This is a genomic window from Chitinophaga rupis (assembly GCF_900109685.1).
Classification (GTDB): Bacteria; Bacteroidota; Bacteroidia; order Chitinophagales; family Chitinophagaceae; genus Chitinophaga; species Chitinophaga rupis.
Genome location: NZ_FOBB01000010.1, coordinates 36,781 through 52,438, shown reverse-complemented (window position 1 = coordinate 52,438; position 15,658 = coordinate 36,781). Strand labels below are relative to the sequence as shown.

19 protein-coding genes are annotated in these 15,658 nt (G+C 42.7%); 16 read left to right on the top strand and 3 right to left on the bottom strand.

Annotated elements, in window-relative coordinates:
• Positions 1-82 precede the first annotated feature (82 nt).
• Positions 83-679, top strand: a complete 597-nt coding sequence (locus tag BMZ54_RS27560; RefSeq protein WP_089919620.1) for a NanQ anomerase/TabA/YiaL family protein — start codon at positions 83-85, stop codon at positions 677-679.
• A 73-nt stretch (positions 680-752) separates the two neighbouring features.
• Here the strand turns inward: BMZ54_RS27560 and BMZ54_RS27555 are convergent, their stop codons facing one another.
• Positions 753-3,038: a family 20 glycosylhydrolase gene (locus BMZ54_RS27555; RefSeq protein ID WP_089919618.1), complete on the bottom strand. Its 2,286-nt coding sequence runs from the start codon at positions 3,036-3,038 to the stop codon at positions 753-755.
• A gap of 117 nt (positions 3,039-3,155) precedes the next feature.
• Between BMZ54_RS27555 and BMZ54_RS27550 the strand changes: the two genes are divergently transcribed.
• Positions 3,156-3,881 (top strand): SDR family NAD(P)-dependent oxidoreductase, encoded by a 726-nt coding sequence (locus BMZ54_RS27550; protein ID WP_089919617.1) that lies wholly within the window; start codon positions 3,156-3,158, stop codon positions 3,879-3,881.
• A gap of 9 nt (positions 3,882-3,890) precedes the next feature.
• On the opposite strand, the gene BMZ54_RS27545 is transcribed toward BMZ54_RS27550, so the two are convergent.
• Complete coding sequence (locus tag BMZ54_RS27545) at positions 3,891-4,985, bottom strand: DUF695 domain-containing protein (protein ID WP_089919616.1); 1,095 nt, start codon at positions 4,983-4,985, stop codon at positions 3,891-3,893.
• Between the two features lie 141 nt (positions 4,986-5,126).
• Between BMZ54_RS27545 and BMZ54_RS27540 the strand changes: the two genes are divergently transcribed.
• The 12 genes from BMZ54_RS27540 (at position 5,127) to BMZ54_RS27480 (ending at position 13,772) form a co-directional block, all read left to right on the top strand.
• Positions 5,127-6,461: a glycoside hydrolase family 27 protein gene (locus BMZ54_RS27540; RefSeq protein WP_089919614.1), complete on the top strand. Its 1,335-nt coding sequence runs from the start codon at positions 5,127-5,129 to the stop codon at positions 6,459-6,461.
• 32 nt (positions 6,462-6,493) lie between these two features.
• Positions 6,494-6,757 carry a SemiSWEET family sugar transporter gene (locus BMZ54_RS27535; protein ID WP_089919612.1) on the top strand — a complete coding sequence of 88 codons (264 nt, stop codon included), beginning with the start codon at positions 6,494-6,496 and terminating at the stop codon, positions 6,755-6,757.
• A 129-nt stretch (positions 6,758-6,886) separates the two neighbouring features.
• Complete coding sequence (locus BMZ54_RS27530; protein ID WP_089919611.1) at positions 6,887-7,048, top strand: phosphatidate cytidylyltransferase; 162 nt, start codon at positions 6,887-6,889, stop codon at positions 7,046-7,048.
• Positions 7,049-7,249: 201 nt separating this feature from the next.
• A complete protein-coding gene (locus tag BMZ54_RS27525) occupies positions 7,250-7,972 on the top strand; it encodes a phosphodiester glycosidase family protein (protein ID WP_089919609.1) in 723 nt (240 codons plus the stop codon).
• Positions 7,973-8,041: 69 nt separating this feature from the next.
• Positions 8,042-8,986 carry a hypothetical protein gene (locus BMZ54_RS27520; protein WP_089919606.1) on the top strand — a complete coding sequence of 315 codons (945 nt, stop codon included), beginning with the start codon at positions 8,042-8,044 and terminating at the stop codon, positions 8,984-8,986.
• Between the two features lie 89 nt (positions 8,987-9,075).
• A complete protein-coding gene (locus tag BMZ54_RS27515; RefSeq protein WP_089919604.1) occupies positions 9,076-9,588 on the top strand; it encodes a hypothetical protein in 513 nt (170 codons plus the stop codon).
• Positions 9,589-9,771: 183 nt separating this feature from the next.
• The gene (locus BMZ54_RS27510; RefSeq protein ID WP_089919603.1) at positions 9,772-10,353 is read left to right on the top strand and encodes a hypothetical protein; all 582 of its coding nucleotides are present in this window, start codon (positions 9,772-9,774) and stop codon (positions 10,351-10,353) included.
• Positions 10,354-11,135: 782 nt separating this feature from the next.
• A complete protein-coding gene (locus tag BMZ54_RS27500) occupies positions 11,136-11,510 on the top strand; it encodes a hypothetical protein (RefSeq protein WP_143081161.1) in 375 nt (124 codons plus the stop codon).
• A gap of 108 nt (positions 11,511-11,618) precedes the next feature.
• Complete coding sequence (locus BMZ54_RS27495) at positions 11,619-12,002, top strand: hypothetical protein (RefSeq protein WP_089919595.1); 384 nt, start codon at positions 11,619-11,621, stop codon at positions 12,000-12,002.
• Between the two features lie 345 nt (positions 12,003-12,347).
• Positions 12,348-12,587 (top strand): hypothetical protein, encoded by a 240-nt coding sequence (locus tag BMZ54_RS33075; RefSeq protein ID WP_162277685.1) that lies wholly within the window; start codon positions 12,348-12,350, stop codon positions 12,585-12,587.
• Positions 12,584-13,150, top strand: a complete 567-nt coding sequence (locus BMZ54_RS27485; RefSeq protein ID WP_089919591.1) for a hypothetical protein — start codon at positions 12,584-12,586, stop codon at positions 13,148-13,150. The genes BMZ54_RS33075 and BMZ54_RS27485 overlap by 4 nt, the downstream gene beginning before the upstream one ends.
• A 28-nt stretch (positions 13,151-13,178) precedes the next feature.
• Complete coding sequence (locus BMZ54_RS27480; protein ID WP_143081159.1) at positions 13,179-13,772, top strand: hypothetical protein; 594 nt, start codon at positions 13,179-13,181, stop codon at positions 13,770-13,772.
• Between the two features lie 24 nt (positions 13,773-13,796).
• Here the strand turns inward: BMZ54_RS27480 and BMZ54_RS27475 are convergent, their stop codons facing one another.
• Positions 13,797-14,054 (bottom strand): DUF7660 family protein, encoded by a 258-nt coding sequence (locus tag BMZ54_RS27475; RefSeq protein ID WP_089919588.1) that lies wholly within the window; start codon positions 14,052-14,054, stop codon positions 13,797-13,799.
• A 24-nt stretch (positions 14,055-14,078) separates the two neighbouring features.
• On the opposite strand from BMZ54_RS27475, the gene BMZ54_RS27470 reads away from it, so the two are divergent.
• Positions 14,079-15,149: a hypothetical protein gene (locus BMZ54_RS27470; protein WP_089919586.1), complete on the top strand. Its 1,071-nt coding sequence runs from the start codon at positions 14,079-14,081 to the stop codon at positions 15,147-15,149.
• Positions 15,150-15,184: 35 nt separating this feature from the next.
• Positions 15,185-15,616: a hypothetical protein gene (locus tag BMZ54_RS27465; RefSeq protein ID WP_089919584.1), complete on the top strand. Its 432-nt coding sequence runs from the start codon at positions 15,185-15,187 to the stop codon at positions 15,614-15,616.
• Positions 15,617-15,658 lie beyond the last annotated feature (42 nt).

The following is a 15,658-nucleotide window of genomic DNA, read 5'->3' as shown; positions in this document are numbered from 1 at the left end:
AATACCAGTATCCAAAGTCATCCGGAAGAACAGCGCATGGCAATTATTTTATACGTAAGCATAAAATAGTATCTTACTCCTGATGAAAAACAGCATACAACTTTCCACGATCATACTCGCAGTACTGCTGCTGGGCGCCTGCTCTGTTATGCGCAAAACATCGGGCAGTAAGGAGCTGCAGTGGTATAAAAGCAGAACCTGGGCAGATGGCATACCACAGCAAATGTTCACCGGGTTTAATTACAGAACCTTTTACCGCCAGTATCATACCGATTCCCTGCGCTGGAAAAAAGCTTTCCATTTTATAAAGGAAAACAACCTGCAGGAGATGGCCCCCGGCAAATACCCGATTGACAGCAACATTGTATTTGCATCCATTACCGCGGGCCCCTTGCGCGCCTTTGAGCAAACCAAATGGGAATTTCATAAAGATTATACCGACATCCAGTACATCATAAAAGGAAAGGAAATGATCGGCGTGGCGCCGGTAACTGTTACACCCGCAAACCCCTTTGCCGGTATTGATACCAGCGCTGCAAAATATTACACGGCCCAGCCGGATACCATTTATATGCTTTTTCCGCACGATGCGCACCGCCCCACCATACAGGTGCCCGGGGAAACCATTGTTAAAAAGCTGGTGATAAAAGTAAAGACGGTGGATCTGCCAGTGGAGTAAACTTTAATAAAGGATCCGCTGATCCGATGATATTTAAAAAGGAGCTGCGTACTGCAGCTCCTTTTTTATTTGCTTAATGTTTAAAAAAGCTGTCCGGTACCTCTGCCACAGGGCTATTGCCTACACTGTATTTCAGGCCCAGCGAAAATCCGCCGCCGCCTTCAATAAAATCAAGCGTAAAGGGGTGCAGCCCTTTCTGCAATGCCACCTGCCCCGATTTTTCAATGGGTGCATGCTGTCCGTCGTTATTTACTACTTCCTTATCGCCAATGGTTAATACGCCGCCATCATCACACAGGAAATAAAAGCTGTATACGCCTGTTTCCGGTACATCAATAAAGCCCGTGTACTTCAAACCAAAGCTAGGTGCATTCACGGAGGCAGGCACAACCAGGTCCTTTGCCACAAACTGGCTGTCGGGTTCTGACGTTTTCATGCCGCCGGTATTTAAATAATATTTTTTATAGTAAGCGCATTGCAGCCCTTCCTTTACAGAGGCAAAGGTTTGTACGGCGGCCTGGTAAGCCTCTTTTTTATATTGCAGCGTATAAATATCGCCACGGGTACGGCCGGGGCTAAACGCTGCCAGCTTAATGGTAAGCGGTTTGGTAATTATCAGCGGTTTATTTAGTGCGGGGGAGGAGAACTGCGGCAGGCTGCCATCTGTAGTGTAATGCAAAGTAAGGTCGGGCAGCGGCTTTTTAATATCCAGCACGGCCTGGTCTACAAATACATTCTGTGCTGTAAAACCGCTAAGGTCCGGCAGGCGGTAATGCACCTTTAACGTTTCCAGCCGTTTGAAATGGGCAGGCAGGCGTTGCTGAAAGGCAGCATAGTCAAGGTTTTTACTCCATACCCTTTCTGCTAAGGCAAGCATGCGGGGAAAATATAAATAATCTGCACGGTGCTCAGAAGGCACCTGTTCCGACCACAGGTTGGCTTGTGCGCCAATGATGAATGATGCCTGTTCCGCAGTGAGCTTTTCAGGTACTACCTTAAACTTATAAATATTGGAAAGTGAATTAGCGTCGGGCTGGTTATCAAAATACAGCGGGTTACCGGGGCTCATAATAACATGGTTGCCGTTGCGGGCCGCTATAACAGGGGCGTCCGGCACCCAGCTGCGCCAGTACATTACATTGGCTGTGGCGCTGATGCCACCTTCCAGGATCTCATCCCAGCCTATGAGCTTTCTGGCTTTGGACTGGAAGAAACGTTCCATGCGTTTTACAAAATAGCTTTGCAGCTCGGCTGTGTTCTTTAATCCTTCTTTTTCCATCAGCGCAGTACAGGCCGGGCTTTTTGCCCAGGTTTTACGGTCTACCTCATCTGCTCCCAGGTGAATATATTCTGAAGGGAATAAGGCAATGATCTCTGAAAAAACATTTTCTGCAAATTCATAGGTGCCTTCGTTACAGGGGCAGATGGGGGTGGAGAACAGCTCGCCCCATTTGCTGCCACCTTCGCATGACAGGTTCGGGAACTGATGTATAGCGGCCATCATATGGCCCGGCATATCAATTTCAGGAATGATATCAATGTAGCGTGCAGCCGCATATTTTACCAGCCCTTTTATCTGCTCCTGTGTATAAAAACCGCCGTACAGGGTTTTGCCATCCCGTTTAATAATGTGGGAGGCATCAATAGCCATATCAGGGTTCTCTTTCGACTGGCGTATGCAAGCGGAATCGTTCTTGTCAAATGTGCGCCAGGCGCCTTTTTCCGTAAGCGCAGGATATTTTTTGATCTCTATGTGCCAGCCCTGGTCATCTGTTAAATGCAGGTGCAGCTTGTTCATTTTATACAGCGCCATCAGGTCCATTAGCTTTTCCAGGTATTGGATGCTGAAAAAGTGACGGGATACATCCAGGTGAAGGCCTCTCCATGCATAGGAGGGTTCATCTGTAATGGTAAGCGCCGGTACCTGCAGGCGCTGCGCGGATGCTGTTCTCTTTTCAACGGCCAGGGGCAACAGCTGGCGCAGGGTTTCCACTGCACGGAACATACCGGCGCCGGTTTGGGCTGATAGTACTACCTGGCTGGCAGATACATTGATCCGGTATCCTTCCGCAGCGGTGATAGTTTCATCTTTACGCAGTACGATCTGTCCTTTAGCCGCTGCAGCTAGTGGTTTGCCCAATGCCTGTTTCATGAGGCGCTGCAGCTGTGCTACTGCATTTTCAAAGCCGGCGTCTGCCTGGATGGTTGTGCGCGGCGTAATTGAAAACGTTCCGCTACCGGCTTCCAGTGAAGCAGGGTAGGGGATCAAAGGGAAACTGGCATTCGTTTGTGCGCTTACGTAAGCGCCCTGCAAGGTAATGGCTGCTATTAACAGGAGCCGGGAAAGAAGACGTGTCATTGTTCTGTTTAAACAGGTAAAGCTACTGAAGGGTTCAGCGAAAAGCAATATATGCGGAAAATGGCGGTATTAATTGGTTAAAATGTATCACTATCTTTATGCCCCTAAACCTATTGCATGCAAAGTAAAACGGTTCTGTTGCTGGGCGCCAATTCCGATGTAGCCAAAGCGGCCATTAAACAATACACCGCTAAAGGCTACCGGGTAATAGCGGCCTCCCGCAGCACAGACGCGCTGCAGGCTTTTGTACAGCAGGAAGTGCCGGAAAAAGAGCAGGTGACCATCCTTTACTTTGATGCGGCCGATTTTGCAAGCCATGCCGGCTTTTACCGCCAGCTGCCGGAAAAGCCCCACATTGTGGTATATGCCGCCGGTTACCTGAAACAGAATGAAGAGGCCCTGCTTGATTTTGAAGGCAGCTTTCGCATGATGCAGGTACATTATGCAGGCGCGGTGTCTATCCTGAACATGATTGCCATGGATAAGGATAATGAGCGGCTGGAGCGTATTATAGGCTTGTCATCCCTTTCAGGGGTAAGAGGGCGTAAGAGCAATTTTATTTACGGCAGCACCAAAGCGGCTTTTACCCAATACCTGGCCGGCTTACGGCAGTATCTTTTCTCCCGCCGCATTATTGTAAATGTGATTGTGGCCGGTTATATCCGTAGTAAAATGACAGCCGGGCTAAACCTGCCGGAGCCCTTGATGCTGGAGCCTGCATATATTGCTGCAGCAGTGGTGAATGCGGGAAGCGGCTTTACCATTGTACCGGGTTTTAAATGGAAGCTGATCTATACGGCGCTGAAATGGATGCCGGAAAAGCTGGTAGCTAAGCTGCCGTAAAAAAAGATCTCAGCTGCTCCTGAACTGGTTAAAGGATTGCCAGTATTTGTCTTTATAAATAGTGAAACCTATTTCAATTTGTGAGGCATACCTGTCTTTAATGTCATACACTACTTTAGAGGGTTTCCTGAAATCTTTACAGGCAAAGAAGATCTCCCTCACACTGTTGGCGGTTTGCCGGCCAATGTTCAGGTAACCTTCATAATCTTTCAGCTCGCTTAATATCGCATCTTCAATCTCGTTCAGCAGCTGGTAGGTGTCATCATTGGGCATGCCGCCATCATTTTTACTGCCGTATTTTATTTCAATGTTTAAGATCCAGGGGTGGGAGGCTTTACTATCCCATTCCAGCAGGTCGGTGTTGATGACTGCCAGCAGCATATTGCCGTTCTTCAGCTTTGCTTCCAGCATGGCGTAGTTGTCGTTTTCCGTATCGTGCCGGGTGCCTTCATATTTTTCTATGAACTCTTTCTGCCGCCAGATCAGGAAATCCTTCAGCTTTTCAATAGGGATCCATTCCTGCTGTGCTTCATGGTTCCGGATCACTTTTAAATTATCAATAGTGGTGGCAAAGTTCAGCTCACCCAGGTAGGTATCCAGGTAAATATAGATGCCGTTAATGATGGTTTGTTTATTTTCGTCATTCAGCTCGTCATGTGTGATCACAATATCTATTTCATCGGGGTACTCCGCAATTTCGTTCGCATAAAAACGCATGGTATCACTGTTAAACAGGTGGCCGGCCATTTTAAGGTTGCTGTTACGGATGTCTGACGCCGGTTTAAATGCAGTGAACTTCCAGCCCGGAATATCGGGCGCCGATTGTATCAGCTCCTCCACGAAAACAATATGTTTAATAGCTCCTTCCGCGGTGATCACCAGGTCCACGGTATTATCATCCAGCATACCTGTTAAAAAGTAAAAGCCTTCTTTCAGCTCACCCAGCCTGGACGACAGCCTATCAAAAAATACCTTTTCAATATCCCCTCTTTCCTTCACCACCTTAAAAAATGTCTTTTCATTTTTCCGGAACCAGTTCCAGAAATCCTCATAAGATCTTATAGGTTCCTCTTTTTTGGAAAAAATACTTTTTAAAAGACCCATTGCTGTCAGCTTTTTTAGTACGGTTAAGATCAGGGCTGAAGATAAGGACTTTTTAGCATGAAGATGTGCTGCTTTGCTGGTAATTACCGGAGAAGTACATTATATTGTGTGTCAATCTAACACTCATTGAACCACGGATATATGAAAAAACTACTCGTTATACTGCTTATAGCCTGCAATGCTGCTGCCTATGCGCAGTCTTCCACCAACTTTCATGACTGGGCGGCTACACCTCCAATGGGCTGGAACAGCTGGGATTGTTACGGCCCCACTGTTACAGAGGCGGAGGTAAAAGCCAATGCGGATTACATGGCTAAAAACCTGAAGAAATACGGATGGGAGTATGTGGTGGTAGATATACGCTGGTACGTAGCCAATGATAAATCACACGGATACAATGAGAAAGACCCGCAGTATAACATAGACGAATATGGCCGTTTTCAGCCGGCAGTGAACCGTTTCCCATCCGCAGCCGGCGGCAAGGGTTTTAAGCCCCTGGCCGATTACCTGCATAGTAAAGGATTAAAGTTCGGTATCCACATTATGCGGGGCATACCGGTAATAGCAGTACAGCGCAAGCTGCCTATTAAAGGTACCCAGCTTACCGCGCAGGACATTTACTCTGATAAAGACCAGTGCCTTTGGCTGCACGATATGTACACCGTGGTGCCTGGAAAGGCCGGGGCGCAGGAATATTATAATGCCCTTTTTGAAATGTATGCATCCTGGGGACTTGATTTTGTGAAGGTAGATGATCTGTCGGCGCCCATTTATTTTGCGGAAGAAATAGAAATGATCCGTAAGGCCATAGACCGTACAGGGAGAAAGATCGTGTTAAGCACCTCGCCGGGAGAAACACCCATAGCGCATGCGGAGCACGTACAGCAGCATGCCAATATGTGGCGCACCGTGAACGATTTCTGGGACAGCTGGGAGCCGCTAAAGGAACACTTTGAAGTGTTTGAGCGCTGGAATAAATGGCGGGCAGCAGGCGCCTGGCCTGATGGCGATATGCTGCCTTTAGGACGCATAGGCATACGGGCAGAGCGTGGCAACCCGCGTATGACCAAATTCACCCGTCCTGAACAATATACTTTAATGACCTTGTGGTGCATCTTCAGATCGCCGCTGATGTTTGGCGGCAACCTGCCGGACAATGATGCCTTTACCACTTCACTGTTAACCAATAAAGGAGTGCTGGCCGTTTTAAACCACAGCACCAATAACCGGCAGCTTTTTAACGATGCTGATAAAGCTGCCTGGATAGCTGAGGAACCGGGTACCGGCGCACGTTACCTGGCTGTTTTTAACAAAGCAGATCAGGAAGCGCCTGTTTCCGTAAACCTGAAGCAGCTGGGCATTACCGGCCCCGGCGCTGTTACAGACCTCTGGAGTGGAAAAGCAATGGGTAAATTCTCCGGAGTATTTGCGCCGGCTATTCAGCCGCATGGAGCAGGATTGTATAAAATAAAGTAAGCCATGTTCTAATTCTGTATCTTCAGTGGAGCATGGAACTTATAGATATCATCGGGTTTATAGCGGGCATCTGCACCGCAACATCATTGCTGCCGCAATTAATTACCACACTTAAACAAAAGAAAGCGCAGGAAGTGTCGCTGTTCATGTTCATTGTTTTGCTCATGGGCAATGCTTTGTGGATCTGGTTTGGCGTGGCTAAGTCGGAGCTGCCTATTATATTGACCAACTCATTTTCGCTGCTGCTGAATATTATTATGCTGGTGCTGAAGTATAAGTATAAGGATAATGAATAGCGCCTGCAAGTTGTAGAACAATCTACCCAATATAGTATGCTGCCGGCAGCTAATCCATAGCCAGGCAGGCCAGTCCTTAAAACGGCACAGATTATGTAAAAGCTGTTAATATCACAAAACAACTATCGCATGAAGCAGCTCACTTACAGCATGTTAGCACTGATCGCCGTAACACTCACCAGTTGCGAGGTAATAGGCGGTATTTTTAAAGCCGGCGTATGGACGGGTATTATAGCCGTAGCCATTGTAATAGGATTGATCATTTTCCTGGTCACCAGGGGACGCAAATAAAAGATCGGTCCTTTCTGGTGGCATACCAGCAGGCGTTAGGCCGGACTGTTTAGAAAACTACGGCCAGCTTTAACGAGCAGTAAAAACGATAACGTAATTAATGGATGGGCTGTTCCGGAAGGAGCGGCCCTTCTTTTTTTAGCGGCATTTTGAAAAATAAATATATCAGCGTAACTATACAAAGCCAAACCCGCCTATACCATGAAACGAAGCCGGATACTCGCAGGTATCTCCTTTTTGTTGCTTATTATTTCATTTGCGGCGAATGCCCAAACAGCCGGGAGCCGGTTCATTACCTATACGGCTGATCTTAAAAAGCAGCACCTGCAGCTGTACTGGAAAGATGATCAGCACAAACCTTTTGGAAGTATACAACGTTTAAAGAGCTGGCTGGAAGCGCACAAACAGCAGCTGGTGTTTGCCATGAACGGCGGTATGTACAGGCCCGATCATTCCCCACTGGGTTTGTACATTGAAAACGGTAGTACCCTATCACCTTTAGATACTGCCAACGGTAACGGCAACTTTTACCTGCAGCCGAATGGCGTGTTTTACATTACTGCAGATAATATCCCGGTGATCTGTAAAACAGCTGACTTTAAGAACAACGGCAAAGTGAAGTATGCCACGCAATCAGGCCCTATGTTATTGATAGATGGGCAGCTGAATGCCGCATTTAAAGAGGGTTCCGCCAATCTGAATATCCGCAATGGCGTAGGTATTTTACCGGATGGAAGGGTGATTTTTGTGATGTCTAAAGAAGACGTGAACTTTTACGATTTTGCGAATTACTTTAAAAGCCTGGGATGCAGGAATGCATTGTACCTGGATGGGTTTGTGTCCAGGATGTATGTACCGGAAAAGGATTGGCGGCAGCTGGATGGGGATTTTGGAGTGATGGTGGGAGTGGTGGAGAGTATGTAGAATAATATAAAAATCGTAGTTTTGACCGGTTTCTTGTTGCCTTAACCCGGCTACTTACATTATCCCTATATGCAGTTTATATCCCGGATCACAATGATCCTTTCGCTTATTTCATGTGTTAACCTGGCCAAAGCCGACACATTTATAGTTACCACCAAGGCCGATAGCGGGCCTGGCACACTACGGGATGCCATTAATAAGGCAAATGCCAACGGCACTGCTGCAACGGATTATATTCATTTTAACCTGCCGGGTACTACCCTGGATGACAGGACCATCCGGATCAATGCTGAATTGCCCACCTTATCCTCCAATATCATTGTGGACGGTACAACGCAACCGGGAGCTGCTTTTGGCGTGAGTAACGCGAAGGTGAAAGTATTAAAGGACAATTACCATTCAACGGGTAATTTTTACAATACGTTTTCCATCCGGAATGCAGACAATGTGAGCATTTGCGGTATGCATATAGAGGTGACGGACGGTTTTTCAAACGGTGCATATTGTATTTATATTGCTAAAAGCAGCAACATTAATATCGGGGCATCCGGTAAAGGTAATGTGCTGAATGCGTCGGATGCGATCATTGCCAGCGATGTAGAGCTGGAATTTGGTAGTACTACTGATCTCCATATTGCCTATAATATGTTAGGTGTGAATCCGGATGGCGTAACAGTACCTGTATATCCCATTGGTTACTCACGTATAATTTTATGGGGTGCAGGGAATATAGAGATGGACCATAATGTGATAAACTCTCAAATAAGAATAGAAGAAACCTTTAACACACTAGCGCCACTGGGTAAGCGCAGTTATAAGGTGCATGATAATATTGGAGGCGGGGATTATACCGGTGATCGGAAGATCGGCTACCTTTTTTGTACCATAACAACCTATCCAAGACTGGACATTAGCGGGGACAATATTATTGAAATAAAGAACAATCATGTGCTGTCAGGCCGTTTTGCACTGGGCGGCGGGCAGGGTATTATTACGGTACAGGGGGAATCATAGCCTTCCGAAACAGGAAGCGAACGATATTCCCGGAAGTTTTAAAAATGTCTCAGGTGTATTTATATTGATGAATTTTTTTAAATAGAATTATGAGGTATTTTTTCTTTCTTATAGTTATTCAGATAGGGTTAATAACTAATTCAAACGGTCAAAGTAAACCTATTTGTAAATGTTCATATTTCTCTAATTATGAAATTGATCGCTTTCTTCACGATGCGGATAGCATTTATACATTGTTAGCAAGAAAGTATAGTAAAAATATTATGATAATTGGTGCAAGGGGCCATAGTGCAGCTAATTTAATGTTTATTGTCAACCTCAATGGTAAAAATAAGGGCTTTTATTATGATCTTATGGAACCGGAGAATCGTGTATATAAGGGCATTAAGCTTGATGAATTAGTAAAGAATCTTGTGCGCGACAGTGCCTTTCTGCATACAGCAAAGTATAATCCTGATGCAGTTGATCATGATTCCGGATTTTTCGTTTCGTTCAACTATTCGAAAAGCAAATTTGTTGAAATTTGTTTTTCTCAACTACTTGGGGGAAATAGTAAAAGGCCATTATCTGTTGCAATCCACAGCTATTTATCGGATTTTTAGTTTATTGGACCCTGGAAAGGGATTATTATACTGATCATTAAATATTAGGCAGGGTCGTGCTTAAGGATAGCTTAACATCAGCGGCTTTTATGTAATAAATGATGATCGTTATAAATTAAGTATAAAGATGTGCAGTTGAATGCAATCCGCAGGTACTGATTTTTGGAAGAGACTCATTAAAGTATGAATAAACTATTTATTACTGTAGTATCTGCAATCATAGTTAGTGGATGCTATTCTCCTCAGCCGAATAAAAGTTTGGGAAAGGATTCGCTTGCAAAATCCGATACTTTGACTGATAAGGACAAGCAATGGTTTGATACAACCGGTTTCCTGAGTAACTGTAGCCCCTTTATGAAAAGTGCCTATGTAGGAGTTTTACAAGGAACAAACGCTAGCAGGGACTCTATATTTAACCTATGTTTCGCTCCCTGCTATGACTGTCCAGAAACCTACGAAATTATTTTTGTATATAAGGGAGGAGTCAGGGAACGAAAGCTTATGGATTACAAAATAATGGAAGATATATTTCGGAAAGGGTGTGGTAACCATTTTAGCGAATTTGATTGTTTTGCGTTTGTAGTACCTATACGGGACCCGGAAAAACAAGATGACATGCATGCCTTAAATATGGATTTCCCATTGGAAGTCAAAGTATACAGTCGGATTGAAGGAGACAAATGGAGAAAGGTTATTGCAAGAAGAGTTAACAGTTTTGAAGAATATGGAGATTTACAGTTAAATGTTATTTACAAGCGTGTTTGAATTTGAGGGTTTAGGCGCTGCCTTATTTTAAATGGTGGGGCTTTCAATAGATTACCTCTTCCTGGGCAAAATAGACGTTCAATGTTTTAATTTATTCTGTTATGAATAAATATATGAATAAGGATATAAAGAAATGGTGGGAATCACACAGATTACTATTTAATATTTACACTATTATAACTGGTGTACTTTGCATGGTGCTTATGAAGTTTTTCAATAGTGCGTCTGTGAATTTTTTTATGCTGCCGTTTGGAGTGTTTTATTTATCGTGCCTTAATATAGTTTATACTTTGTTCTATGTTATTAACTACCGACATGCCGTAGACAATAGCAGTGGTTTAAATGCGAGAGCCTTTAATAAGATTGTTGTTTGCGTCGTGTTAGCGAATATATTGCTGGGCATATATTGTATTGTTTCCATAACGCACCATTAGAAAGATACTCCTATGTACGGCCTCCACAAAGAAACGCGACAGGCGAGAGTGCGCATAGCCTGTTTGTTACGTTTCTATCTGCGCTTGGTTCCTTTAAGGGTATATTATGAGATAGCTGGGGATGGAAATGAATATTCTGACGAGATTGATAAAGGTCACTAAAAGCCTAGGCAATACCACTGATAGGAAAAGTCTTTGTTATCAGGAGAAAGCCCGGATTGATCCCGCAACCCTCCAGGTATGCAGGGTCCAAATACAAGTCATTTTCATAAGGATGGCAGGGGTAAGCATATCATGAATCCCAATAGCTGGTGGTTAAACGTAGGTAAATAAAGTAAAATGCTTTTTATGAATTTTAATTTTAATGATCATTACTGGCACGATTCCGTACTGGAGAATATTTTTATTGATAGAAGTGATCCTGGTAATAATGACAGTATAGAAATTGTTATTAAATGGCACGAAGATAACTCAGTATCTAGGCTGGTTTTTAAGAATGTTTATTTGTTCAAGGCTGTAATGAATTTTGGAATTATTGCTAATGAATCAATTGATATAGCATATATAGCGCCATCGGATGATAATGATTTAGTGGATTTTTATAGTAAATGGAAGGGTGCCTATGATCACATCAGTTTGAACTGCTATGTTATTAAGACATCATCTACAGGAAGTGAAATAAAGATACTTGCTGAAACGGTCGAAGAAGTGCACCTACAGTAAGTACCACCAAAACCACGGCTACAGATTATATGAGTGGCCAGGTGTACGAAAATGACACACTGCAGTTTATTGGGCATCATACGAACGTAAGTTTAATATTATATGGTTATGAATTTTAGAAGGATCCTGCAATATATACCACTTGCAATATTGATTATAGCTTTAGGGTATAGTATTTACACAACATTAACTACTAATATATTATTGGTTAATAAGCATTATTGGAGTGTGTTTTTTGTGTTGGCAAGCCTGATTGCGTTAGTATTGAGGCCTAAGATTGGTAAAGTCATCACTTTTATTACACTATTGTTTGGTACGCTTAATTTAATTGCGTTTACCCCTGTTATAGAGGTCTATTCTTTTGGGTTCAGTTTAAATAAAGCTGGATTAGATCTAAAAGTGCAACCTTTTTCTTTATGGGTTTTTCTGCTATTTATCATTATAAACATTAAGGCTATAGACCGGACTTTACGAGGAGCTTTTAGTGATTAAAGTAAGTGAAATTTATTATAAGGCAACCGCAGGCAATTGCCTGCAGTTTTTCAATTTTGTCGGAAGTATGGAGCTGCACGAATATTCCAAGTACAACGAAAGCGCCGGAAGCGCTTATTGCGAAGTTGTAAGGAGAGAACTATAAAATTACAGACAATGCGATCAGTTATTACTAAACAACTAACAAAGAACTTATTTCTGACCTTCTTAATTAGTAGCGTGCTAACCTTTTTAGGTGTTAATACCTTCTATGCAGATATAAGGGGTAGCCTGGAAGGAAACCAGGCTGTTTTTATTATGGCAATAATGGGCATATGCTGGACATTCATATTAACCCTCTGCTCATTGACGGTATACCTTAATCTGTATGCTAACATCCGCAGCAGCCGTGTTTATCGTATGCTTACATTTTTTCTTTTGCCGGTGTTGTCAATGTTAGTGATGTTTATCCTGGGTGGATTTGATGATATATGGCAGCTGTTTGCTATTGCCAGTGGAACATTTGTTATTACACATTTATTCTTTTATATAAGGTTCCTGAAAGGCAGCTATACCATTCAACAGCAAATAGAATCAAAAGTATGAAGGCCATATTTTTAATATCAAGCCTATTATTTTTGACTGTAACTGCCAGTGGGCAGCATCATGAAGATCTTAAACCCGATACAGCGGTTAATAATATAACTATTAATGATTATAAAAGCACCGAGCTTGTATTAGGTAAAAATAGCTGGAGTAAACAGTTTGAGCAGGCTGGCTCCCTGCCAAGAATAGAGGTAGTGAATAAAACAGGAACACAAATCCTTCGTTTATTTTTTCATTATGGGGGGAGTAAAAATTCAGTAGATGAATTTGAAATGATAAACATTGATAGTGCATATAAAATTCCTAAGCAGGTAGTTCATTTGAAGGACGGGCAGTTCATTACTTCAAATAAAATTTATTTAGGCATAACCAAGGAAGATCTGGTTAAAAAACTGGGAAATAGCTATAAGTCCAGCATAAATGGAAATGTGGAGCGGCTTGTTTATACTGCTGATAGTAAATCAAATTTTGTCAGGAGATATAACCAACATGGATATTATATCAGGTGTGTTTTTAAGGATGATATTTTAATTAAATATTCTTTTGGTTTTGAGAGTTTATAAGTTAAGGTGGAGTAGGAGGCTGGTTAATATGAGAGTTTTACTTCTATTTGCGGTAATGTTTTTTATTGCTTCCTGCCATCAGCAAGAGAATAGAAGCACTATTTCCCCAAAAACAGCGACAGATTCCCTTTGGGAGTTTTTACGTCCAAAAATTGAAAAATTCTCTATAACCACCAGTGAAAATCTTCCTGATAGTAATGAATTAGTCTTTTTTTATGAGCAAAGATTTGATACCTCTTTTTTAGTTCATTTTAAAAGAGCAAAGGAAGAAGTACGCGGAGTTGTTTATCAGGTAGCGATGCCTTACCATCGTGACGAGATAGATTTGACTAATGACAGGGAGAGCCTCGCGTTTTTTGAGGGCTATAGCTTTAAGATTGATTCCATTCGATGGCAAGCCATAACAAAGGAGGCCGATATAATCCTGACAAAAAAGATCGTATTGGAAAAGAACAATGGGTGCTTTGATAGCCCTTTTTACTTTTTGATCTTTAACTCAAAAATAAGATGCAGTGATAATTGTGATGAAGTTCTTTTGCCAGGTTTCGCTGCATACTTAAAAGATTCTTTATTGAATCAATGCATGGCAAAGAAACCTAAATGGACCAGGGTAACTCAATAGGGGATTGATAGACCAGTAAGATCATTATTCATATACAACAGCACCTTTAAACATATCTGCAAATACCTGCCAGCTGGCCTCTTCGGCATTTATAGATTGTTGGGTATTGTCGTAATAACCCTGGATATCTTCAGCATAGGCACTGAGCGCTTCCAGGAAGCTTTCCAGGTTGTTGTTCTCCCAGTTTTCAGGATGTTTTTTTAAATCCTGGAGCATAATGTTAAGGAATTGAATAAACGTTGCCCGGTTAGTAACTTTAAGGTCGAATAGCTGCAACCTCATAACATAAATTTACACCAAATACCAATGCCTTATATTACTTCATTTGAGACCCTGGAACAGGAAATAGAAAAAGTACCTGGCAAACCGGTTGTGCTGGAGGCCCTCTGGGATGGAGATACAAATGGCTGGTTCCTTTATATTGATCTCTACACAGAAACAGGCAGGTTCTTTTGGAAAAAAACAACAGCTGTTCATTTAGGAATTATAAGTATGGGTGGCGATATCCGGCTCTTCAACGGGCAGGTACCTGCCTGGCCTGAAGCAGTATTAGCAAAAGCTATTGGCGAAAAGGCTGCAGAGAAATATGGCCTCACTTTTTACTTTCCATCTGATAAAGAGCCGGATGATAATTGCCCAAGCTGGACACAAAGGCACCTGGCCATTAATTGTGCTGACTGCAACAAATTAATTCTTCCCACTAATAGTCCGTATCTACCTAAAGAGATCTGTCATCACTGCCATTTGGAAAGGGAATGGAATGAAAAGATTAAGCTCAATAAGCCCTACAAGGATGGTATCTATGGAACTTACCGTACAAAAGATAACCCGGATGAATGCAGAGATCATACGATTGTTGATTATTTAAAAACATTAAAAGCGCTTGATGCGGCAATCATCATATTTACCCATGATGAGCTGATTGCTATTAAAGACAATGTTTATAACGAAATTAAACAGCTGATTGCTAACTATAAACCATCCGATCTGCAAGGTGAAAGCAGAAAGTTCGGAGCATTCAAGACTTTATCATTTGAGGACAGGGATTACGAGATTGAAATGAAATTTGGGCATGCGCATTGGGAACTTTATTCCCAGGTTTACCGGTACCGCACATTAGAAGAGGCTGTATTAAACGGCTGGACTTACTATTTACACATCGTTAAGGGAATTACAGACAGGGACGATGCCTTCCTGAGATTTGTATATGCCGTATGCAATGGGGAAACAAGTATCCAGGCCATTAATGACCGTTATAGGAACATCCTTACTGCAGCAGAGGTTTTGGCAACCCTCGAAAACCTAGCCACCCTTAACTGCATTAATATCTTAAACCAAACCATCCACATTACAGAACGCGGAAAAAATATTCTGTAATTTCCTATTTTCGCGTAATATCACGAAAATCAGGTATGGCCACGTTCAAAAGAATACTGTTACTCATTGCTTATATAATCATAACCGGTTACCTCTACCAGCTTTCCTTTGATAAGATAATAAACCACAGCTCCTCCATCAGGTATTACAGCACAACCATTGAAGGAAGTACGCTGAAAGATCTGATCCTGGTACTGATCTATTGCCTGATAACCTTTTTCATGGCTGTACGTGCCCTGCGTATGTTAAAAGAAACTCGCTGGTGGCCGCTGTTCATCATCCTGGTGCTGGATATGGTAGTAGTACCTGCAAGCATGCTGCTGGTGGTGGTAAAGGGCCTTTATTGGAAAATAGGCGCGATGGATGTGAACGGCTTGCTGGATCCTTTTATATTGATCGTTATATGTTCCCTTGTAAATGCATTGTATTTTCTTCCCTACCAAAAGATCATAAAAAGAAAACCATAAATAAAAAGCCCTCCGGCTTTTCCGGAGGGCTTGTAAATACTG

Excerpts from the sequence above, each read along its gene's own strand:
- BMZ54_RS27470 (WP_089919586.1), top strand. The coding sequence starts at position 14,079 with ATGCCTTATATTACTTCATTTGAGACCCTGGAACAGGAAATAGAAAAA.
- BMZ54_RS27520 (WP_089919606.1), top strand. The coding sequence starts at position 8,042 with ATGCAGTTTATATCCCGGATCACAATGATCCTTTCGCTTATTTCATGT.
- BMZ54_RS27510 (WP_089919603.1), top strand. The coding sequence starts at position 9,772 with ATGAATAAACTATTTATTACTGTAGTATCTGCAATCATAGTTAGTGGA.
- BMZ54_RS27560 (WP_089919620.1), top strand. The coding sequence starts at position 83 with ATGAAAAACAGCATACAACTTTCCACGATCATACTCGCAGTACTGCTG.
- BMZ54_RS27555 (WP_089919618.1), bottom strand. The coding sequence starts at position 3,038 with ATGACACGTCTTCTTTCCCGGCTCCTGTTAATAGCAGCCATTACCTTG.
- BMZ54_RS27480 (WP_143081159.1), top strand. The coding sequence starts at position 13,179 with ATGAGAGTTTTACTTCTATTTGCGGTAATGTTTTTTATTGCTTCCTGC.
- BMZ54_RS27500 (WP_143081161.1), top strand. The coding sequence starts at position 11,136 with ATGAATTTTAATTTTAATGATCATTACTGGCACGATTCCGTACTGGAG.
- BMZ54_RS27465 (WP_089919584.1), top strand. The coding sequence starts at position 15,185 with ATGGCCACGTTCAAAAGAATACTGTTACTCATTGCTTATATAATCATA.
- BMZ54_RS27495 (WP_089919595.1), top strand. The coding sequence starts at position 11,619 with ATGAATTTTAGAAGGATCCTGCAATATATACCACTTGCAATATTGATT.
- BMZ54_RS27530 (WP_089919611.1), top strand. The coding sequence starts at position 6,887 with ATGAAGCAGCTCACTTACAGCATGTTAGCACTGATCGCCGTAACACTC.
- BMZ54_RS27550 (WP_089919617.1), top strand. The coding sequence starts at position 3,156 with ATGCAAAGTAAAACGGTTCTGTTGCTGGGCGCCAATTCCGATGTAGCC.
- BMZ54_RS27540 (WP_089919614.1), top strand. The coding sequence starts at position 5,127 with ATGAAAAAACTACTCGTTATACTGCTTATAGCCTGCAATGCTGCTGCC.
- BMZ54_RS27535 (WP_089919612.1), top strand. The coding sequence starts at position 6,494 with ATGGAACTTATAGATATCATCGGGTTTATAGCGGGCATCTGCACCGCA.
- BMZ54_RS27545 (WP_089919616.1), bottom strand. The coding sequence starts at position 4,985 with ATGGGTCTTTTAAAAAGTATTTTTTCCAAAAAAGAGGAACCTATAAGA.
- BMZ54_RS27485 (WP_089919591.1), top strand. The coding sequence starts at position 12,584 with ATGAAGGCCATATTTTTAATATCAAGCCTATTATTTTTGACTGTAACT.
- BMZ54_RS27515 (WP_089919604.1), top strand. The coding sequence starts at position 9,076 with ATGAGGTATTTTTTCTTTCTTATAGTTATTCAGATAGGGTTAATAACT.
- BMZ54_RS27525 (WP_089919609.1), top strand. The coding sequence starts at position 7,250 with ATGAAACGAAGCCGGATACTCGCAGGTATCTCCTTTTTGTTGCTTATT.
- BMZ54_RS27475 (WP_089919588.1), bottom strand. The coding sequence starts at position 14,054 with ATGAGGTTGCAGCTATTCGACCTTAAAGTTACTAACCGGGCAACGTTT.